The following is a 20,861-nucleotide window of genomic DNA, read 5'->3' as shown; positions in this document are numbered from 1 at the left end:
TTAGTTTTTCAGCAAGGTTTCAATACGCTGCAACAGGGTATTTGCCTGCTCGTTCGGCAACACCGCATCGACGGGCAAGTACCACCAATCCGCTTGCGCAAAACTGCGACATTTAACCGCGTCTTTCTCGGTCATCAACAGGGTTTGCCCCTGAGGAGTCAGCTCGGACAGTTGTGCCAGGTCATATTGCTGATGGTCGGCAAACGACACCTCCCGCTCGACGTTGACCCGCAGGTTTTCAAGCGTGGCAAAGAAGCGCGGTGGATGACCGATGCCGGCCATCGCCACCACCCGTGGTAATTGTTCTGCCGCCAGGCGCTGACCGCTGACCATATTTACCGCTTCACGCGCCTGTAGTCGCATGGCGATTTCACCCGGCTGCGCCACGCCGCCGTTGGCGATACGGGCATCTACCGTGTCCAACCGCCCGGCCCGCTCACGCATTGGCCCAGCCGGCAACCACCAACCGTTGCCAAACCGACGCACACCGTCAATCACCACCAGCTCAAAATCACGCTGCAACGCATAGTGCTGCAAGCCGTCATCGGTGATCACCAGATCGAGATGGTGTCGTTGTAGCAAAGCCTGTACCGCAGCGGCGCGTTTCGGCGCAATCGCCACCGGGGCGCCGGTACGCTGGTAAATCAGCACCGGCTCGTCACCGGCCTGTTGCGTTGTGGTTTGTGCATCCAGCAACAGCGGGTAGACCGGTGATTTCCCGCCATAACCCCGAGACACCACCCCTACCCGATAGCCACGCGACTGCAATTGTTCAACCAGCCAGATCACCATCGGCGTCTTGCCATTACCGCCGGCGGTCAGATTACCGACCACCACCACCGGCACTGGCGCACGCCAGCTTTTACGCAAACCAACACGATAACTGAGCCGTATCAGTACGCTCACCAGGCCATACAGCCAGGAGAGCGGCAACAGTAAAAGATAGAGCAGCGAACTGCCTGACCAGATGCGATCGATCATTATTCACCAAACTGCATACGATGCAGCTGCGCATAGGCGCCTTGTTTGGCGATCAACTCATGATGTTCGCCACGCTCTACGATACGCCCGTCTTCCACCACCAGAATTTCATCGGCTTTTTCGATGGTAGACAGACGGTGTGCGATCACCAGCGAAGTACGGTCTTTTTGCAACTCGTCCAGCGCAGCCTGGATTGCACGCTCGGATTCGGTGTCCAATGCCGAGGTCGCTTCATCAAGGATCAGGATCGGGCAATCGCGCAGCAGTGCGCGGGCAATGGCAATTCGCTGGCGCTGACCACCGGAGAGCATCACGCCGTTTTCGCCGATCACCGTATCCAGACCATTGTCCATTTTTTCAATGAAATCCATCGCATAGGCCATACGCGCGGCCTTTTCGATTTCTTCACGGCTGTAACGATCTTCGCGCGCATACGCAATATTGTTGGCGATGGTGTCATTGAACAAATGCACATTTTGCGACACCAGGGCCACCTGATCGCGCAGCGAGGCCAGGGTATATTCTCGCAGATCGTGGCCATCCATCAGGATTTCGCCCTGCTGAATATCATAGAAACGCGTCAGGAGATTGGCGATGGTCGATTTGCCCGAACCGGAACGTCCCACCAGCGCCACCGTTTTGCCTTCTGAAATGCTCAGGTTGATATCACGCAGCGCTGGCGTTTCCTTGCCGGGATAGCAGAAGGTTACGTTGCGGAATTCGATATCGCCTTTGGCACGTTGTACTTCGCGCGTGCCGGTATCTTTCTCCTGCTCCATATCCAGAATGGAGAACAGCGTCTGACAGGCAGCCATACCGCGCTGGAACTGCGCGTTGACGTTGGTTAACGATTTCAGCGGACGCATCAGGGCAATCATCGACGAGAACACCACGGTGATGGTACCGGCGGTCAGCGTTTCCATTACGCTTGGGAAACTGGCGGCAAACAGCACAAACGCCAGCGCCAGCGACGCAATCAGCTGAATGATCGGATCGGAAATCGACGAGGCGGAAACCAGTTTCATGCCCTGTTGACGCATGCGGTTGCTGACGGAGTTGAAGCGCTCGGTCTCCACCTGCTGGCCACCGAAGATAAGCACTTCTTTGTGCCCTTTCAGCATTTGTTCAGCGCTGGTGGTAACCTGCCCCATGGTATTTTGCATATTCTTGCTGATATTGCGAAAACGCTTCGATACCATTCGGATGGCAAACGACACAATCGGCGCCAGGATAATCAGAATTACCGACAGCTGCCAGCTGTAGTAGAACATCATGATGAACAGGCCGATAATCGAGGCCCCTTCACGCACCACGGTCACCAGCGCGCTGGATGATGACGAGGCGACCTGCTCGGAGTCATAGGTAATGCGCGACAACAAGGTACCGGTCGATTGCTGATCGAAAAATGCCACCGGCATGCGCATCATGTGGCCGAACAGACGGCGGCGCATTTGCATCACCACCATGCCGGATACCCAGGAGATGCAGTAACTGGAAACGAAGCTGGTTATGCCGCGCATCAGCATCAGGCCAATCACCACCAGCGGCATCCAGAGTAAAACGCTGCTGTCGGTTTTACCAAAACCATCATCCAAAAGAGGTTTAAGCAGGGACAACATCAATGTGTCCCCGGCGGCGTTCAGAATCAACGCGATGGCGGCCACAATCAGCCCTGACTTGAAAGGTGTGATCATCGGCCACAATCGACGGAAGGTCTGCGTGGTCGAGAGATCTTTATCATTCATCATGCAAATACCAGCATTGGAAGAAATAGCGGCCTATTTTACTCATTATCCCTCTCTACGCCAAACCGCTGATGGTACCAACGGGGCATTAATTGCTCTCGAAAGCCATTAATTTGCCAATCATTGTCGAAAAAAAGTACGCTGAGCTGTCCGGCACGCGACGTATCATGCCAACTGATATTATTTTTCCGGTAACGACTGATGATTTTTTCTGCGGGTAAGCGCCAAACATTATAGCGGGAAGCCGAAGCCAACGCCGCTTTCGGTGCCACCGCCCGTAAAAAAGACGGCGTTGACGACGTTTTGCTGCCGTGATGCGGCACCTGCAGTAAGGTGGCGGGCAAATTGGCCCGCTGACGCAGCAACGCCGCTTCCCCTTTGGCTTCCAGATCGCCGGTGAGTAAAACGCTGTGTTGCCCATCATCCAGGCGAATAACGCAGGAGTCATCATTGGTGGCATAATTCACCCGCCGTGGTGGCCACAGCGCCTTAATGCGCAACCCCTGCCAATGCCACTGCTGCCCCTGTATACATGGCAAGTGCCCCGCCTCGCTCAGGGGCGAGTGGACACTGGCCTGCGGGAACGCCTGCAGCAACTCCGGCAGCCCGCCAATATGATCCAGATGGCTATGGCTGATAAAGATATGTTCCAGTTGCAAGCCTCGCCAGCGCAAATACGGCAATATGATGCGCTGCGCCGCGCTGCCGGTATTCCACCGATTGCCGCTATCATACATGATTGCCTTGCCATTACGCTCGACTACCACCGCCAGACCATGGCCCACATCCAACATATCAAGCCGCCAACGGTGTTCCGGTGGACGTTCGCGCCACACCAGGAATATGAGAAATAGTGCAGCGCACCCCGTCGGGTAGCTGCGCCACCAGCCGAAACGCCAGGCCGCCACGCTCAGCCACCCCAGTACGCTGAACTGCATCAGCCCCGAACTGATGCGTACCCACCCCTGCTCCAACCAGGGCAGCGGCCAAAGCGCCCAAACCAGCGTTTGATTGGCTGCCAACCATAAATACTCGCCCAGCATCGGCACATTGTTCAACACCACGGCGGTAAGAATCAGCGGTACCGACAGTAACGAAACGATCGGTACCGCCCATAGGTTGGCCGGCAACGAGGTCCAGGACACCCCGTGAAACAGACCAAACTGCATTGGCAGCAATAATAGCGTCATCCCCAGTTGGATGTGCAGCCAGCGTAACGGCGCCCAATACCAGGCTGCGCTAAAACGCCGAGGTAGCGGTGCCCATTCAAACCAGAAAATCAACGCGGCAACCGCCAGTGCCGATAGCCAAAAACTGTCGGATAGTATCGCCAGCGGATCGCTCAGCAGTATCAGACAAATGCACCACAGCCACACCTGCCAGGAGGAGCAGCATATGCCGCGCAAGCGTAATATGACCCATAGCGTCAAGGCGATCGCAGCACGCAACGCCGGCGGGTGGCCACCGGCCAGCCAGGCGTATCCCAACGCCACCCCGGTGCCAATCAGCAATGGCAAACGGTAGCCGATCCAGCGCGCGGGCAGTAAAGCCTGCCCTAAACGCGCCAGCCCCCAGATCATCATGGCGGCCAGAGAAATATGCAGGCCTGAAATTGCCATCAGGTGAGCAATGCCGGTTTTTTGCAACCGTTCACGCAGCCGTTGAGCTACCTGCACCCGTTCGCCAAAGGCCAGTGCCAGCATGGTGCCGCGATGCTCCAGGGCACCGATGCGTCGTTCTACCGCCGTGATGATACGTTGCCGCAAGCCACACTGCGTATCAAGCGGCCTGGCAGCGTGAATGTAACCGGTCAGCGGCTGACGGCGGGCAATGGCCCAACGCTGGCTATCAAATCCCCCCTGATTGAGGTTAGCGTGTACCGGTCTGAAACCAACCCTCAGCATCCACCGCTGACCGGCGCACCAGTCGGGCGTTTTCAAACGGGCATTGAATGACAGCGCAGGGAAAAGCCAGCGTCGATCGTGCTGTTCAATCCTGAACTGAATTTTGGCCAGTTCGCTGCCTGTCAGTCTCACGCTGCTGACGGTAGCGACTACCTCGACGGTTTTTTCGCTGAGGGTGGCGATCTGCTGCATGACGACGTTTGCGCTCAAGCACGCCAATACCAGCCCACAAAGCGCCCACGCCATGGTCTGGCATAACGCGCTACTGGTTTGACGCCACAAGCCAACCATCAGCGTCGCCAACCCCAACAGCATTTGCCAGGTGGGCAATTGCGACATAAACAAGATCGGCAACATGCCGACCACTACGGCGGCGGCGGCAATATCCATTGACAGTCTGATAGGTTTCTCCCTGACAAAAGGTCGCTATAACCGGATGTTACGTCGGGACGAGCTGATGTGCAGGGGGATAAAACCAATCACGGAATGCGCTGCGCAAACCGTTAGCTGCTAGCGTGGCTTGCAGCAGGGAAATGCTTGCCGTGTCGCATAAACAACGGTGCGTGCGCGATTGGCGACCAATAAGGCAGGGATAAATTTCAGCGAAAAAAAACGGCGCCCAAGGGCACCGTTTTATATTTTTTACAAGCAACAACTCTATGGTCAATCAGACATTAGCCATAGATATTGGCGCGGTCACGTAACTCTTTACCTGGTTTAAAGTGCGGGACGTACTTGCCATCCAGATCAACCTTATCACCGGTTTTTGGGTTACGACCTACGCGCGGAGCACGGTAGTGAAGAGAAAAACTGCCGAATCCGCGGATCTCGATGCGCTCGCCATCGGCCAATGTCGCAGCCATATGCTCAAGCATCTCTTTCACTGCATCCTCAACGGCTTTCGCCGGGATATGAGATTGCTGGCCAGCAAGTCTTTCAATAAGTTCAGACTTGGTCATTGTTCCTCCAAGCTTTGCAGCTAAACTACCGTATCAGGGCGGTCAGAGACCGCCCCACCGTCATTACTCGCCTTTAGCCGCTTTGAAGGCTTCAGCCATAGCGTTGGAGAAGTTGCTTTCTTCCTGCTTGTTGTTAACAGTAGCGATAGCATCTTTCTCGTCAGCTTCGTCCTTAGCACGTACGGACAGGCTTACAACGCGGTTCTTACGGTCAACACCGGTGAATTTGGCTTCAACGTCGTCGCCTACGTTCAGAACCAGAGTTGCATCTTCAACACGGTCGCGAGAGGCTTCAGATGCACGCAGGTAACCTTCTACGCCGCCTGCTAATTCAACTGTAGCACCTTTAGCGTCAACTGCTGTGACTTTACCAGTAACAATAGTACCTTTCTTGTTCATAGACAGGTAGTTATTGAACGGATCTTCAGCCAGTTGCTTCACGCCCAGGGAGATACGCTCGCGCTCTGCGTCAACTTGCAGAACCACAGCTGCGATTTCGTCGCCTTTCTTGTATTCACGAACTGCTTCTTCGCCTGCAACGTTCCAGGAGATGTCAGACAGGTGAACCAGGCCGTCGATGCCGCCGTCCAGGCCGATGAAGATACCGAAGTCAGTGATAGACTTGATTTTACCTTCAACGCGGTCGCCCTTGTTGTGGGTTTCTGCGAACTGCTGCCATGGGTTGGATTTGCACTGCTTCAGGCCCAGGGAGATACGACGACGTTCTTCATCGATGTCCAGAACCATAACTTCCACTACGTCGCCCACGTTAACAACTTTGGACGGATGGATGTTTTTGTTGGTCCAATCCATTTCAGAAACGTGTACCAGACCTTCAACGCCTTCTTCGATTTCTACGAAGCAGCCGTAATCAGTCAGGTTGGTAACACGACCAGTCAGCTTGGTGCCTTCTGGGTAACGTTTCGCGATAGCAACCCATGGATCTTCGCCCAGCTGTTTCAGGCCCAGGGAAACACGAGTACGCTCGCGGTCGAACTTCAGCACTTTAACAGTGATTTCATCGCCCACATTGACGATTTCGCTTGGGTGCTTAACACGTTTCCAAGCCATGTCGGTGATGTGCAGCAGGCCGTCAACGCCGCCCAGATCAACGAATGCACCGTAGTCAGTGAGGTTCTTGACGATACCTTTGACTTCCATGCCTTCCTGCAGGTTTTCCAGCAGTTGATCGCGCTCTGCGCTGTTCTCGGATTCGATGACTGCACGACGAGAAACAACAACGTTGTTGCGTTTCTGGTCCAGCTTGATGACTTTGAACTCAAGCTCTTTGCCTTCAAGGTGCAGCGTGTCGCGTACCGGACGCACATCTACCAGAGAACCTGGCAGGAACGCGCGGATGCCGTTCAGCTCAACAGTGAAGCCACCTTTGACTTTGCCGTTGATAACACCGGTAACAGTTTCAGCGTCTTCGTAAGCTTTTTCCAGCGTGATCCAAGCTTCGTGACGTTTAGCTTTCTCACGGGACAGCAGGGTTTCACCGAAGCCGTCTTCTACTGCATCCAGAGCAACGTCAACTTCGTCGCCAACCTGGATTTCCAGTTCGCCCTGGGCGTTTTTGAATTGCTCAGCCGGGATGGCAGACTCAGACTTCAGACCGGCGTCAACCAGTACGATGTCTTTGTCGATAGCAACTACAACGCCACGAACGATGGAACCCGGGCGGGTTTCGATTGTTTTCAGGGATTCTTCAAAGAGTTGAGCGAAAGATTCAGTCATGTTGTTAATCTTCAGGGTTCTTTAGTTTAACGTCCATTTAGCGTCCCGCCGAATGGGGTTGTTTAACATACCCGGCCATTGGCTCCATGCCGACTGGGTTTAGGTTACAGGGGTAAAATTTTACCCGATATATCATGATACTGCTATGTCAATTCGATGACAAATTTGACAAAAAGCCAAAAACGCCGCCGCGCTTATTGCTGCGGCAACGCCAGAACTTTATGCGCATATGCCAGCGCACGCTGGATGACTTCGTCAATCGACATGCTGGTCGAATCCAGCACAAGGGCATCGGAAGCCGGCACCAGAGGCGCAATCGGCCGATTACGGTCACGGTCGTCCCGTTCCTTTATCTCGGCTAAAAGACGTTCAAAGTTAACATTAAAGCCCTTTTCCTGCAACTGAAGCATGCGGCGGTGTGCGCGTTCTTCCGAACTGGCGTCAAGGAAAATCTTGACCGGCGCGTCGGGAAACACCACCGTGCCCATATCGCGGCCGTCGGCAATCAGGCCTGGCGCCTCGCGGAATGCCCGCTGGCGACGCAGCAGCGCCTCGCGCACCCGCGGAAAAGCGGCGGCCTGAGACGCGGTATTGCCTACGGTTTCGGTGCGGATTTCATTGCTGACATCCTCACCTTCCAAAATCACTTGCAGCTTGCCGTTTTCAGCAACAAAACGGACGTCGAGATGGGCGGCCAGCGGGACCAGCGCTTCCTCTGACGTGATATCAACCTGATGATGCAGCGCAGCCAGGGCCAGCACGCGATAGATTGCGCCGGAATCCAGTAAACGCCAGCCAAGGGATTCGGCCAATGCCTGGCACAAGGTGCCTTTGCCTGCGCCACTTGGTCCATCAACGGTTATCACCGGGGCTGTAGCCGTCATTTCTCTCTCCTTCGGGTAAAAAACCTCACAGGGACTCAACTGCCGCCAACATCGCGGCGACAGCAAAATATACGCGTCCCTGCCGTCCAGCCCAGTCGGGGCGGATTCGGTGGCGTATTATACGCGGGTACCGGGTCAACTGTTACCCTGCATCTCTCCGGTTGGCGAAAATAAGGCCACTGATGGGAAAAAAGTATAGAAGAAACAGGGAACTTGACGGATAAAAATAATAAAGGCCCGTTCAAGAGCCTATATCAACAAGGGATCCGTTACGCCAACTGGCTGATACGCGCCAACTGGTCGAAATAGTCCGGGAAGGTCTTGGCAGTACATTTAGGATCAAGAATGGTCACTGGCGTGTCGGACAACGCCACCAGCGAGAAGCACATCGCCATGCGGTGATCGTTGTAGGTGCCGATTTCCGCAAACTGCAATTTGGCCGGCGGCACTACGTGGATGTAGTCTTCGCCTTCGTCGACCGTCGCGCCAACCTTGCGCAACTCGGTGGCCATCGCCGCCAGACGGTCGGTTTCCTTCACCCGCCAGTTGTAAATATTGCGCAGCGTGGTTGGGCCGTTGGCAAACAACGCGGCGGTGGCGATGGTCATCGCGGCATCCGGGATATGGTTCATGTCCATATCGATACCATTCAGTTCACCGCGGTGACATTCGATGAAATCATCACCCCAGGTAATATGCGCGCCCATCTTCGCCAGCACATCGGCAAATTTGGTGTCGCCCTGCACGCTGTGGGTACCGATACCGGTTACGCGCACCGTTCCGCCCTTGATCGCCGCCGCTGCCAGAAAATACGAGGCCGAAGACGCATCGCCTTCCACCAGGTAATCACCTGGCGACACATAGGTTTGCTGCCCGCGAATGTGGAACACGCGGTAATCCTCGTGGCTGACTTCAACCCCGAAGGTACGCATCAGGTGCAGCGTGATGTCGATGTACGGTTTGGATACCAGCTCGCCCTTGATATGGATATGCGTATCCTGCTCAGCCAGCGGTGCAGTCATCAGCAGCGCGGTGAGGAACTGACTGGAAACGCTGCCGTCGACGCTAACGTTGCCGCCGCTAAACCCGCCACGCAGTCGCACCGGCGGATAGTCACTCTGCTCCAGATAGTCGATTTGCGCGCCGCCCTGACGCAAGGCGTCGACCAGGTGACCGATAGGCCGCTCTTTCATGCGCGGTTCACCGGTCAGCACCACCTCGCCGTTACCCAGGCACAATGCCGCAGCCAACGGACGCATGGCGGTACCCGCATTGCCAAGGAACAGCTCCAGCGGCTGTTTGGCCACCAGCGGCCCGGCGACGCCGTCAACCGTACAAACGGTGCGATCGGCAGACAGTTGATAACTTACCCCCAACGCCTGTAACGCGTTCAGCATGTGCCGCACGTCATCGCTGTCCAGCAGGTTGGTCAGCCGGGTGGTGCCCGCCGCCAGCGCCGCCAGCAGCAGAGCCCGGTTGGAAACGCTCTTGGAGCCGGGTAAGTTGACGGTGCCATTGACCAAAGCAACCGGTTGTAACGTCAGGGAATCCACCATGTGAACAAAACTCTCCAAATCTGATAAACGAAACGGCCCCGGGAATCATGCCGGAGCCGCTTTATTGCAACAACAGCCAACCTCGCCCACTATCGGGGGCGACGGCACTCAACCATGGCGACGTTCAAAGTCCACCATAAAATCAGTCAATGTTTGCACGCCAGCCAGTGGCATCGCATTGTAAATAGAGGCGCGCATGCCGCCGACCACGCGGTGGCCTTTCAGCGCCTGCAGGCCAATGGCTTCGGCTTCGCTGAGGAACAGCGAATCCAACGCCGCATCGGCCAGTTGGAACGGTACGTTCATCCACGAGCGGTTGGTGCTCGCCACCTGGCTGCGATAAAAGTCGGAACTGTCAATGGTGGTGTACAGCAGATCGGCTTTGGCCCGATTGCGTTTTTCCATCTCGACCAGCCCACCCTGTTCCTTCAACCACTTGAACACCAGACCGGAAAGATACCAGGCGAACGTCGGCGGCGTATTGAACATCGAGTCGTTTTCGGCCAACACGGTATAATCAAGAATGGACGGGACTTCGCGACGCGCCTTGCCCAGCAGATCGTCACGCACGATCACCAGCGTCAGGCCGGCCGGACCAATGTTCTTCTGCGCGCCGGCATAAATTACCCCGAAGCGGCTAACGTCCAGCGGACGGGAAAGAATGGTCGAAGAGTAATCGCCGATCACCACTTTGTCGCCGAAGTCTGGCGTTTCATCGATGGCAACGCCGTCGATGGTTTCATTCGGGCAATAGTGAACGTAAGCCGCGTCATCGCTGAGCTGCCACTGGCTCATCGGCACAATGGCACGCAAACCGTCAACGGTGGTTTTAACGTCAATCACGTTTGGCGAACAGTACTTTTTTGCTTCGTTGATCGCGCTGTGCGCCCAATAACCGCCGTCAATGTAATCGGCGGTTGTCTGCTCACCGAGCAGGTTCAACGGCAGCGCGGCAAATTGTGCACGCGCGCCGCCGTGGCAAAACAGGACTTTATAGTTGGAGGGGACTTTCAACAGGTCGCGCAGATCCTGTTCGGATTGCTCGGCCACCGCGATGAACTCTTTACTGCGGTGACTGATTTCCATCACCGATGTACCGAGGCCGTGCCAGTTGCACAGTTCCTGTTCCGCGCGACGCAAAACTTCTACCGGCAGCATAGCCGGGCCAGAACTAAAATTATAAACCTGAGTCATTTCCCCTCACCACATTCACTATTTCGCCAATCAGCTTGGCTAACCGAAATACGCCCCTGGCCGGATAATGTGATATCCAGCACATCGGTTTTATCACTCGCGCCCCCCCGCTGCAACGCTTATTCGCCCGACGGCGGGAAACTGCCTACAACGGCGGTAACAGCCTCTGCCATACGTTGGCCATTTTTTGCGATAAAACGCTATGACACCGGCCAATTCAGCGGCTTATCACGGTTTTTTATGCTGTATTCAGCCAACTCGCCGATGAGAAAGTGCGGCGATCCAGCGGTCATTCTTGCAGCGTGGACACTGATGCTGCTGCGTACTGAGCAGCGGTGCAATCATGCCACAAATACTACAGGCAAAATCGCCGTCCTGTTCAACCCGATCGACGGCGGTCACGCACTGCGATGGCAACACCGGCAAACCGGGTCGAACCCGATCGGGCGGGTAAAAATAGACCGAAATGCCGCCATTGACTTCCAGAATCGCCAGCCGCACCTGCCCCAGGTGCTCGACGCCGGCCTGCCGCAGCTCCATAAAGAATTCGTCATGGGTAATGTTCTCCTGACGCATGGTATCCCAGGCAAATACCCCGTCGTCGACCAGTACCAACGCCCGTCCCTCCATCCAGTCCTGCACCTTGCGGTGACGGTCCATCAGAAAAGTGGAAACCCGGTACAGCACCATGATACTGACAAATACCGTCAACACCGGCAGCAGCGGTACATCATGATAGAAGGTCACGTCTCCGGCGGCGGAGCCCAACGTCAGGATAATCAGCACTTCAAACAGTGACATCTGCCGGACGCCACGGCGCCCCGACATTTTCAGAAACAGGAACACCAGCAGGAAGGTAAACAGACTTCGCGCTGCCACCTCCGCCAGAAACGCCACGGATGTTTCATCAAACGCCATACGCTTAATATCGAACGCACGCATGCAGACTACTCCTCCAGCAAGAAAGATGCCTTATAGCTTAGCCGTTGCGTTGACATTGGGAGGTGCGCGCCCTGACAGGACGCGCTCCAGTTCTCAATATTGGTTAAACAGTTGCTGTATCTGGCGGGCGTCTTTGGTTTGCGTCAGCGCCAACTGCAGCAATACGCGGGCTTTTTGCGGATTGAGCGCACCGGCGGCAACAAAACCGTATTTTGCATCATCGACTTCTGCATCTTCGGTGGTGGCTCCCCCCGGAACCCGAGAGGCACGCACGACCGCCACACCGTGGTGCGCGGCGCTCGCCAGCGTGTCGAAGACGGTTTTATACAGGTTGCCGTTGCCCACGCCGGCACTGATAATCCCCTGGTAACCCTCGGCGATCAACGCCTTGGCCGGAGCATCGGACGCGTTGGCATAGTTGTAGATAATGCCAACCTTCGGCAGGGTATCCAGCTTGCTGACATCAAACGGCGTCGCGGTGGTGTGTTTACGTTGCGGCGTGCGCTGATAATCAATTTTGCCGTTGTGGATGTAACCCAGCGGGCCAAAGTTCGGCGACTGGAAGGCCTGGACCGCAGTGGTGCTGGTTTTGGTCGCGTCGCGGGCATCCAGCACCGTTTCGTTCATTGCCACCAGCACTCCCCGGTTGGCAGATTGCGGATCGGCGGCCGTCAGCACCGCGTTATACAGATTGAACGGGCCATCGGCGCTCATCGCCGTTGCCGGGCGCATCGCACCGACCATCACCACCGGTTTGTCGCACTTCACCGTTAAATCGAGAAAATAGGCAGTTTCCTCCAGCGTATCGGTACCATGAGTGATGACAAAGCCATCGGTTTTGGCGCAATCGGCGTTGATTTTCTTTGCCAGCGTTAGCCACACCTGGTCATTCATATCCTGTGAACCGATGCTTACCAGCTGTTCCCCCTGCACATTCGCCAACTGTTTCAACTGCGGTACCGCGCTCAGCAGGGCATCAACACCCAACTTCCCGGCGGTATAACTGGACTGGGTTGCTGATTCGCCACCGCCGGCAATGGTGCCGCCGGTGGCCAGAATGGTGATCGATGGCAATGCCAGCGCCGTCCCGCTAAATCCGGCCAATAACCCCGCCAGTACGCTGATTTTCATTGATTTCATTCGCTTTCTCCATGGTGAATAATGCGCTGGATTATCCCCCTTGCCACGATGAAAACTGTGACACCCGCTGCGCTTTAGGAATACATGGAGCTTGCTGGCAAAAACCCGTATCATTGCGCGTTTTTAGTACGCTCAAAAAGTGAAGACAATGACGCAGACTTTTATCCCCGGTAAAGACGCCGCGCTGGAAGATTCCATCAGCCGTTTCCAACAGAAATTAAGCGACCTGGGTTTCAATATCGAAGAAGCTTCCTGGCTTAATCCGGTTCCACACGTTTGGTCGGTGCATATTCGCGATCGCGATTGCCCGCTGTGCTTCACCAACGGCAAAGGCGCCAGCAAAAAAGCCGCGCTGGCTTCCGCTTTGGGCGAATATTTCGAACGCTTGTCGACCAACTATTTCTTTGCCGACTTCTACCTGGGCAAGCAGATCGCCGAGGGCGATTTCGTACATTATCCCAACGAGAAGTGGTTCCCGATCCCGGAGGATGATTCCCTGCCGGCCGGTATCCTCGATCAGCGCCTGCATGCGTTCTACAATCCTGAGCAGGAAGTACGCGCCAGCGAACTGATCGACCTGCAATCCGGTAATGGCGATCGCGGTATCTGTGCATTGCCGTTCACCCGCCAGTCCGATCAGGAAACGGTATATATCCCGATGAACATCATCGGCAATCTGTACGTTTCCAATGGCATGTCGGCCGGCAACACCGCCAGCGAGGCGCGTGTGCAAGGCCTGTCGGAAGTGTTCGAGCGCTATGTCAAAAACCGCATCATCGCCGAGTCAATCAGCCTGCCGGAGATCCCGGCCGAGGTGCTGAACCGCTATCCCGGGGTGGTTGAAGCCATCGCCAAACTGGAAGAAGAAGGCTTCCCGATCCTGTCCTATGATGCTTCGCTGGGCGGCGACTACCCGGTGATCTGCGTGGTATTGTTCAACCCGGCCAACGGGACCTGTTTTGCCTCGTTCGGTGCCCATCCCGATTTCGGCGTAGCGCTGGAGCGCACCGTGACCGAGCTGTTGCAGGGCCGCAGTCTGAAGGATCTCGACGTGTTCACCGCGCCGACCTTCGATGACGAAGAAGTGGCCGAACACGCCAACCTCGAAACGCACTTTATTGATTCCAGCGGCCTGATTTCCTGGGATATGTTCAAGCGGGATGCGGATTATCCCTTCGTCGACTGGAGCTTCAGCGGCAGTACCCAGCAAGAGTTCGCAACCCTGATGGAGATCTTCAAGAAAGAAGACGCGGAAGTGTACATCGCCGACTATGAACATCTGGGCGTCTACGCCTGCCGCATCATCGTACCGGGGATGTCCGACATTTATCCGGCCGAAGATCTGCTGCTGGCCAACAACAGCATGGGCGCACATCTGCGCGATCTGCTGCTGGCGCTGCCGGACAGCGACTGGGCGCCGGAGGAATATCTGGCGCTGATCGAACGTCTGGATGATGAAGGGCTGGATGATTTCACCCGCGTACGCGAACTGTTGGGCATTGCCTCCGGTAAGGACAACGCCTGGCACACGCTGCGCGTCGGTGAGCTGAAGTCGATGCTGGCGCTGGCCGGCGGCGATATGGATCAGGCGCTAATCTGGACCGAATGGACGCAGGACTTCAACGCCTCGGTGCTTAGCGCGCAACGCAGCAACTATTACCGCTGTCTGCAAACGCTGTTGCTGCTCGCGCAGGAACCGGACCGCGATCCGGCCCAGTACTACGGCGCCTTTGTGAAGATGTACGGCCAGGAAGCCGTTGATGCCGCCTCCGCGGCCATGAGCGGCGAAGCGCGTTTTAACGGTCTGTTCGCCGTCGACAGCGATCTGCAAGCACTGCCGGCGCACCAGGCGCTGTTGGCTGCCTACGAAAAACTGCAGCAGGCGAAACGCCGCCACTGGGCAAAAGCCTAACCCGCGATCGGGCACCGCACGGCTTGCCGCCGGTGCCTGTCAATCGCCCGATGATCAGCACCCTAATGTTGCCGGGAAACCGGCGCATTTTCATCTGGTGGCGATCTGCGGCCCACAGGGCAAATCTCCCCCGACCTGCAATGGTTACAAGAAAGTTAAATTCAGGTTAATTGCACGATAATATTTTGCCCTTTGACGGCAAAATAAATACAAAAAATTAACCGTTAGACTAGCATCCCCGCCCATCCATTCAAAAAAGAATGCAAAGTTTAAAAAATATTTTTTAGATAAAAAACAAATAGTTGAGTTAATTTTTGCCAAAATTTTCGCGTTTCTGACCCTTCTACTTTGGCCCATCATGATCCAAATCAACTTTTACCGCATACCGCTTTGCTAGTATCTCATTGCGTTGTTATAACCCTTTTGAGCGAGAGCTAGCGTGAAAGCAGACAATCCTTTCGATCTGTTATTACCTGCCGCAACGGCGAAAGTCGCCGAAGATGCGGGCGTATATAAAGCGACCAAGCAGCCGCTTAAAACGTTTTATCTGGCCATAACCGCAGGCGTATTCATTTCAATCGCCTTTGTCTTCTATATCACCGCTACCACCGGCACCGCAGCGGTGCCCTTCGGCCTGGCCAAACTGGTCGGCGGTATCTGCTTCTCTCTGGGACTGATGCTGGTGGTGGTCTGCGGTGCAGACCTGTTCACCTCCACCGTCCTCACCGTGATTGCCAAGGCCAGCGGCCGTATTACCTGGCGCCAACTGGCAACTAACTGGCTTAATGTCTATATTGGTAACCTGATCGGCGCACTGTTCTTCGTCGCCCTGATGTGGTGTTCCGGCGAATATATGACGGCCAACGGCCTGTGGGGGTTGAACGTGTTGCAGACTGCCGATCACAAACTGCATCACACCTTTGTTGAAGCCGTGTCACTCGGCATTCTGGCTAACCTGATGGTCTGCCTGGCAGTGTGGATGAGCTACTCCGGCCGCAGCCTGATGGACAAAATGTTCGCCATGGTTCTGCCGGTCGCCATGTTCGTTGCCAGCGGTTTTGAGCACAGTATCGCCAACATGTTCATGATCCCGATGGGCATCGTAATCAAGCATCTCGCCACGCCGGAGTTCTGGCAGGCCGTAGGAGCAACGCCCGAGCAATTCGCTCACCTGACCGTAAGCAATTTTATCATCGACAACCTGATTCCTGTCACCCTCGGTAATATCATCGGTGGCGGTCTGCTGGTTGGGTTGACTTACTGGGTAATATATCTGCGTGGTGATCGGCAGCACTGAGCCGCTATCGCAACGCCGGGTTCGAAATCCACAATTAGAAGGTAGGTGTACAATGACCGAACTTAACCAAAAGTTAGCCCAGGCCTGGGAAGGTTTCAGCAAAGGTGACTGGCAGAACGAAGTCAACGTCCGTGACTTCATTCAGAAAAACTACACGCCTTATGAAGGTGACGAATCGTTCCTGGCCGGCGCCACTCAAGCCACTACCACCCTGTGGGACCAGGTCATGGAAGGGATCAAACTGGAAAACCGCACTCATGCGCCGGTTGATTTCGACACCAACGTCGCCTCTACCATCATTTCTCACGACGCGGGCTACATTAACAAGAATCTGGAAACCATCGTTGGTTTGCAGACCGAAGCTCCGCTGAAACGCGCGCTGATCCCGTTCGGCGGCATCAAAATGGTTGAAGGTTCCTGCAAGGTCTATGGCCGCGAACTGGATCCACAGTTGAAAAAGGTGTTCACCGAATATCGCAAAACCCATAACCAGGGCGTGTTCGATGTTTATACCAAAGACATTCTGAACTGCCGCAAATCCGGCGTACTGACCGGTTTGCCAGATGCCTATGGCCGTGGCCGTATCATCGGCGACTATCGCCGCGTAGCGCTGTACGGTATCGACTATCTGATGGCTGACAAGCTGAACCAGTTCAAGTCGCTGCAAGACAAACTGGAAAACGGCGAAGACCTGGAAATGACTATCCAGCTGCGCGAGGAAATTGCCGAGCAGCACCGTGCGCTGGGCCAGATTAAAGAAATGGCCGCCAAATACGGCTGCGACATTTCCCGCCCGGCCATCACCGCACAGGAAGCCGTGCAGTGGACCTACTTCGGTTATCTGGCCGCGGTAAAATCCCAGAACGGCGCAGCAATGTCCTTTGGTCGCGTATCCACCTTCCTCGATGTCTACATCGAACGCGATCTCAAAGCCGGCAAACTGACCGAAGAGCAGGCGCAAGAGCTGATTGACCACCTGGTGATGAAGCTGCGCATGGTGCGCTTCCTGCGTACACCGGAATATGACGAACTGTTCTCCGGCGACCCAATCTGGGCCACCGAGTCGCTGGCCGGTATGGGCGTTGACGGCCGTACGCTGGTCACCAAAAACAGCTTCCGCTTCCTGAATACCCTGTACACCATGGGGCCGTCGCCAGAGCCAAACATGACCATTCTGTGGTCAGAAAAACTGCCGTTGAACTTCAAGAAATACGCGGCGAAGGTGTCTATCGATACCTCTTCCGTACAATATGAAAACGATGACCTGATGCGTCCGGACTTCAACAACGACGACTATGCCATCGCCTGTTGCGTCAGCCCAATGGTGGTCGGCAAGCAAATGCAGTTCTTCGGTGCGCGCGCCAACCTGGCGAAAACCATGCTGTATGCCATCAACGGCGGCGTTGATGAAAAACTGAAAATGCAGGTTGGTCCGAAAGAAGCGCCAATGATGGATGACGTGCTGGACTATGACAAAGTCATGGATCGCATGGACCACTTTATGGACTGGTTGGCAAAACAGTACGTAACCGCGTTGAACATCATTCACTATATGCACGACAAGTACAGCTACGAAGCTGCCCTGATGGCGCTGCATGACCGTGACGTTTACCGCACCATGGCCTGCGGCATCGCCGGCCTGTCAGTGGCTGCCGATTCGCTGTCTGCCATCAAGTACGCCAAAGTCTCTACCATCCGTGACGAAGACGGCCTGGCGGTAGACTTTAAAATCGAAGGCGAGTACCCGCAATTCGGTAACAACGACGCCCGCGTCGATGACATTGCCTGCGACCTGGTAGAACGTTTCATGAAGAAAATTCAGAAACTGCGTACCTACCGCAATGCGGTGCCGACCCAGTCCGTGCTGACCATTACCTCCAACGTGGTATATGGTAAGAAAACCGGTAACACGCCAGACGGTCGCCGCGCCGGTGCACCATTCGGTCCTGGTGCCAACCCAATGCACGGCCGCGATCAGAAAGGCGCAGTGGCCTCGCTGACCTCCGTTGCCAAACTGCCGTTTGCCTACGCCAAAGACGGTATCTCATATACTTTCTCCATCGTACCTAACGCGCTGGGCAAGGATGACAACGTACGTAAAGCCAACCTGGCGGGCCTGATGGACGGTTACTTCCACCATGAAGCGTCAATCGAAGGTGGCCAGCATCTGAACGTTAACGTCATGAACCGTGAAATGCTGTTGGAAGCCATGGAAGATCCTGAGAAATATCCTCAGTTGACCATCCGCGTCTCCGGCTATGCCGTTCGCTTCAACTCGCTGACCAAAGAACAGCAGCAAGACGTGATTACCCGTACTTTCACTCAGTCGATGTAATCCTCTGCCTGGCCGGGTGGTTAACCCCTCTCGGCCAGCCGATTGCTCACCGGGGCCGGATTTTCCGGCCTTTTTAACACATCATGCTCGCCCCCTGACTCTGCAGAGTCTGTTTTGCCAGAGGTCTATAATCGATGGATATCCGGCAAAACAGTTATCCGGTAAATAGCCGGCGACAGGCATCGTTCCACCCTGGCACTCGGGCACTGCCCTGCTGCCGCATCGCTGATCCCTGCCGACCGCTATACGCCTACTTTTTAGACTGCGTTTGACAGTCAATTTTGGAGAAACCCCTGCAATGTCTGTGAAAGGTCGTATCCACTCATTCGAATCCTGTGGCACCGTTGATGGCCCGGGGATCCGCTTTATCGTCTTCTTTCAGGGCTGCCTGATGCGCTGCCTTTACTGCCATAACCGTGACACCTGGGATACGCATGGCGGCAAGGAAGTCACCGTCGAAGAATTGATGAAGGACACCGTGTCCTATCGCCATTTCATGAACGCCTCCGGCGGCGGCGTGACCGCATCGGGTGGTGAAGCCATTTTGCAGGCCGAATTCGTGCGCGACTGGTTCCGCGCCTGTCATCAGGAAGGTATCAATACCTGCCTGGACACTAACGGGTTTGTGCGTCGTTACGATCCGGTGATTGACGAATTGCTGGACACCACCGATCTGGTGATGCTCGATCTCAAGCAAATGAATGACGATATTCATCAGAATCTGGTTGGGGTGTCCAATCACCGCACGCTGGAATTTGCGCGCTATCTGGCGAAACGCAATCAACGCACCTGGATCCGCTACGTAGTGGTGCCGGGTTGGTCAGACGACGATCGGTCTGCCCATTTGCTGGGTGAGTTCACCAAGGACATGGCTAACATCGAAAAAATCGAGTTGCTGCCCTACCATGAGCTGGGTAAACACAAATGGGTGGCGATGGGGGAAGAGTACAAACTGGACGGCGTGCATCCGCCAAAAGCGGATACCATGGATCGCGTCAAGGGGATCCTGGAGAGTTACGGTCACACCGTGATGTATTGATTTCCCTGCCAGGATCAAAAAACCCGGTGCCATTGCGCCGGGTTTTTTAGTTTCAGGCGGCAGCCAGCGGCGTGTGATGGCGATCCGGCCGCTTCAGCAGCATCATCAGATATACCAGCGCCACGGCCGCAATCATCACAAACAGCAGGCGGTCGGAATAGCTCTGCATCAGCATCGCCGTCATGGATGGCCCTACCAGACTGCCGATGGTGTAACTCATCAGCAGCGCCTGGTTCATCGCCACCAGCTCATGCGGCATCGCCTTCTCACAGGCCCAGGACATCGCCACTGGATACAGGGTGAAACCGGCACAGCCGAGGATAAACAGCGACGGCGCCATCGCATAGTTGCCCAGCATCACCACGCTGGCCACAATCACCACAAAGACCTGAATGCGCAATACCAGCAACCGACCGTAGCGGTCGGCCATGCGCCCGACCGGCCACTGCCCGACGATGCCGGAACTGACCAGCAATGCCATCCAGTAACCGACGTTAGCGTCACTAAAACCCTGATGCGACAAATACAATGGCATTAACCCATACAAAGAACCGAGTACAACGCCGGAAATAATGCAGCCGTTGATACCAAGACGTGCGCTGCGGCGCTTCAGCATCGGCCAGACCGCTGCTTGCTGCGGTTCATCTTCCGCACGGTTAACCCGCGCAAACAACATCGGCAGCATGGCAGTGATCACCAGAGCAGTGACCCACGGCAATACGCTGAGCAACTGGGTAGGCAGCATGCTCAGCAGCAGTTGGCCCAGCACCGTACCGAGGTAATACACCATCATGTAAGCAGCCAACAGTTGACCACGATTACTCAGGTTGCCGCTGCGCAGCAAGGCACTTTCAACGATCACCCAAATCCAGGAACACCCTACGCCGGCAAAGAAGCGCCAGCCCATCCAGCTCCAGAAATCCAGGGAAAGCGCCATACCGGCCGTTGCAGCGGCAAAAACCAGGCAGGCAAGATGATAACTACGGGTGAAACCAATACGTTTGATGAGTTTACCGGCCACCAGGGTGCCCACAAGATTGCCAGTAAAATATGCAGATCCAATCATCCCCACTTGCCAGGTTGACAACTGAGCGTGGTTTAACCAAAGGGGGACTAAAGTATTCAATACAGCAATTGAAACCGTAAGCAACAATAAGCCACAGAGCAGGAGTAGCACTGGGCGAGAATATGCGGACATAGTGAAATGGGAACCGAACACGCAATGAGAGTGCGCGC

At 55.4% G+C, this 20,861-nt stretch carries 15 protein-coding genes; 4 read left to right on the top strand and 11 right to left on the bottom strand.

The genetic code is table 11. The features are described from left to right. The 10 genes from lpxK to ansB all read right to left on the bottom strand — a co-directional run bounded on the left by lpxK (position 1) and on the right by ansB (position 13,042). Complete coding sequence (lpxK, locus tag ACCC84_RS01860; RefSeq protein ID WP_004964796.1) at positions 1 to 981, bottom strand: tetraacyldisaccharide 4'-kinase; 981 nt, start codon at positions 979 to 981, stop codon at positions 1 to 3. Continuing rightward, complete coding sequence (gene msbA, locus ACCC84_RS01855) at positions 981 to 2,729, bottom strand: lipid A ABC transporter ATP-binding protein/permease MsbA (protein ID WP_004964799.1); 1,749 nt, start codon at positions 2,727 to 2,729, stop codon at positions 981 to 983. Before msbA ends, lpxK begins: the two co-directional genes overlap by 1 nt. 35 nt (positions 2,730 to 2,764) lie before the next feature. Next, positions 2,765 to 5,020: a ComEC family protein gene (locus ACCC84_RS01850; RefSeq protein ID WP_371901490.1), complete on the bottom strand. Its 2,256-nt coding sequence runs from the start codon at positions 5,018 to 5,020 to the stop codon at positions 2,765 to 2,767. Between the two features lie 284 nt (positions 5,021 to 5,304). Then, entirely contained in the window at positions 5,305 to 5,589 is a 285-nt protein-coding gene (ihfB, locus tag ACCC84_RS01845) for an integration host factor subunit beta (RefSeq protein ID WP_004964804.1), read from the bottom strand. 63 nt (positions 5,590 to 5,652) lie between these two features. Further along, positions 5,653 to 7,326: a 30S ribosomal protein S1 gene (gene rpsA, locus ACCC84_RS01840; RefSeq protein ID WP_004964807.1), complete on the bottom strand. Its 1,674-nt coding sequence runs from the start codon at positions 7,324 to 7,326 to the stop codon at positions 5,653 to 5,655. A gap of 194 nt (positions 7,327 to 7,520) precedes the next feature. Further along, complete coding sequence (gene cmk / locus ACCC84_RS01835; protein ID WP_004964810.1) at positions 7,521 to 8,210, bottom strand: (d)CMP kinase; 690 nt, start codon at positions 8,208 to 8,210, stop codon at positions 7,521 to 7,523. 269 nt (positions 8,211 to 8,479) lie between these two features. After that, on the bottom strand, positions 8,480 to 9,766 hold the full coding sequence (aroA, locus tag ACCC84_RS01830) for a 3-phosphoshikimate 1-carboxyvinyltransferase (RefSeq protein WP_004964814.1): 1,287 nt from the start codon (positions 9,764 to 9,766) through the stop codon (positions 8,480 to 8,482). Between the two features lie 108 nt (positions 9,767 to 9,874). After that, positions 9,875 to 10,960 (bottom strand): 3-phosphoserine/phosphohydroxythreonine transaminase, encoded by a 1,086-nt coding sequence (serC, locus tag ACCC84_RS01825; RefSeq protein ID WP_198772746.1) that lies wholly within the window; start codon positions 10,958 to 10,960, stop codon positions 9,875 to 9,877. A gap of 249 nt (positions 10,961 to 11,209) precedes the next feature. Further along, positions 11,210 to 11,902: a DUF421 domain-containing protein gene (locus ACCC84_RS01820; RefSeq protein ID WP_004964821.1), complete on the bottom strand. Its 693-nt coding sequence runs from the start codon at positions 11,900 to 11,902 to the stop codon at positions 11,210 to 11,212. A gap of 93 nt (positions 11,903 to 11,995) precedes the next feature. Then, positions 11,996 to 13,042 (bottom strand): L-asparaginase 2, encoded by a 1,047-nt coding sequence (ansB, locus tag ACCC84_RS01815; protein ID WP_371901489.1) that lies wholly within the window; start codon positions 13,040 to 13,042, stop codon positions 11,996 to 11,998. Between the two features lie 148 nt (positions 13,043 to 13,190). Between ansB and ycaO the strand changes: the two genes are divergently transcribed. From ycaO to pflA, 4 genes are all read left to right on the top strand, one after another. Continuing rightward, on the top strand, positions 13,191 to 14,954 hold the full coding sequence (gene ycaO / locus ACCC84_RS01810; protein ID WP_004964948.1) for a 30S ribosomal protein S12 methylthiotransferase accessory factor YcaO: 1,764 nt from the start codon (positions 13,191 to 13,193) through the stop codon (positions 14,952 to 14,954). Between the two features lie 439 nt (positions 14,955 to 15,393). Further along, the gene (gene focA / locus ACCC84_RS01805) at positions 15,394 to 16,251 is read left to right on the top strand and encodes a formate transporter FocA (RefSeq protein WP_004964949.1); all 858 of its coding nucleotides are present in this window, start codon (positions 15,394 to 15,396) and stop codon (positions 16,249 to 16,251) included. Positions 16,252 to 16,303: 52 nt separating this feature from the next. Next, a complete protein-coding gene (pflB, locus tag ACCC84_RS01800) occupies positions 16,304 to 18,586 on the top strand; it encodes a formate C-acetyltransferase (RefSeq protein ID WP_004964952.1) in 2,283 nt (760 codons plus the stop codon). Between the two features lie 298 nt (positions 18,587 to 18,884). Beyond that, a complete protein-coding gene (gene pflA, locus ACCC84_RS01795) occupies positions 18,885 to 19,625 on the top strand; it encodes a pyruvate formate lyase 1-activating protein (RefSeq protein ID WP_004964954.1) in 741 nt (246 codons plus the stop codon). A 52-nt stretch (positions 19,626 to 19,677) separates the two neighbouring features. Here pflA and ACCC84_RS01790 read toward each other — a convergent pair whose 3' ends face one another. Next, positions 19,678 to 20,823 (bottom strand): MFS transporter, encoded by a 1,146-nt coding sequence (locus ACCC84_RS01790; RefSeq protein WP_371901488.1) that lies wholly within the window; start codon positions 20,821 to 20,823, stop codon positions 19,678 to 19,680. Positions 20,824 to 20,861: the final 38 nt, after the last annotated feature.

It is taken from the genome of Serratia odorifera, assembly GCF_041448735.1.
GTDB lineage: Bacteria > Pseudomonadota > Gammaproteobacteria > Enterobacterales > Enterobacteriaceae > Serratia_F > Serratia_F odorifera.
The sequence above is the reverse complement of the archived record's forward strand: the minus strand, read 5'-3'. Positions and strand labels throughout refer to the sequence as shown.

Bases quoted from the DNA above. Each gene is read 5' to 3' on its own strand.
- lpxK (WP_004964796.1), bottom strand. From the start codon at position 981: ATGATCGATCGCATCTGGTCAGGCAGTTCGCTGCTCTATCTTTTACTG.
- msbA (WP_004964799.1), bottom strand. From the start codon at position 2,729: ATGATGAATGATAAAGATCTCTCGACCACGCAGACCTTCCGTCGATTG.
- ACCC84_RS01850 (WP_371901490.1), bottom strand. From the start codon at position 5,020: ATGGATATTGCCGCCGCCGCCGTAGTGGTCGGCATGTTGCCGATCTTG.
- ihfB (WP_004964804.1), bottom strand. From the start codon at position 5,589: ATGACCAAGTCTGAACTTATTGAAAGACTTGCTGGCCAGCAATCTCAT.
- rpsA (WP_004964807.1), bottom strand. From the start codon at position 7,326: ATGACTGAATCTTTCGCTCAACTCTTTGAAGAATCCCTGAAAACAATC.
- cmk (WP_004964810.1), bottom strand. From the start codon at position 8,210: ATGACGGCTACAGCCCCGGTGATAACCGTTGATGGACCAAGTGGCGCA.
- aroA (WP_004964814.1), bottom strand. From the start codon at position 9,766: ATGGTGGATTCCCTGACGTTACAACCGGTTGCTTTGGTCAATGGCACC.
- serC (WP_198772746.1), bottom strand. From the start codon at position 10,960: ATGACTCAGGTTTATAATTTTAGTTCTGGCCCGGCTATGCTGCCGGTA.
- ACCC84_RS01820 (WP_004964821.1), bottom strand. From the start codon at position 11,902: ATGCGTGCGTTCGATATTAAGCGTATGGCGTTTGATGAAACATCCGTG.
- ansB (WP_371901489.1), bottom strand. From the start codon at position 13,042: ATGAAATCAATGAAAATCAGCGTACTGGCGGGGTTATTGGCCGGATTT.
- ycaO (WP_004964948.1), top strand. From the start codon at position 13,191: ATGACGCAGACTTTTATCCCCGGTAAAGACGCCGCGCTGGAAGATTCC.
- pflB (WP_004964952.1), top strand. From the start codon at position 16,304: ATGACCGAACTTAACCAAAAGTTAGCCCAGGCCTGGGAAGGTTTCAGC.
- pflA (WP_004964954.1), top strand. From the start codon at position 18,885: ATGTCTGTGAAAGGTCGTATCCACTCATTCGAATCCTGTGGCACCGTT.
- ACCC84_RS01790 (WP_371901488.1), bottom strand. From the start codon at position 20,823: ATGTCCGCATATTCTCGCCCAGTGCTACTCCTGCTCTGTGGCTTATTG.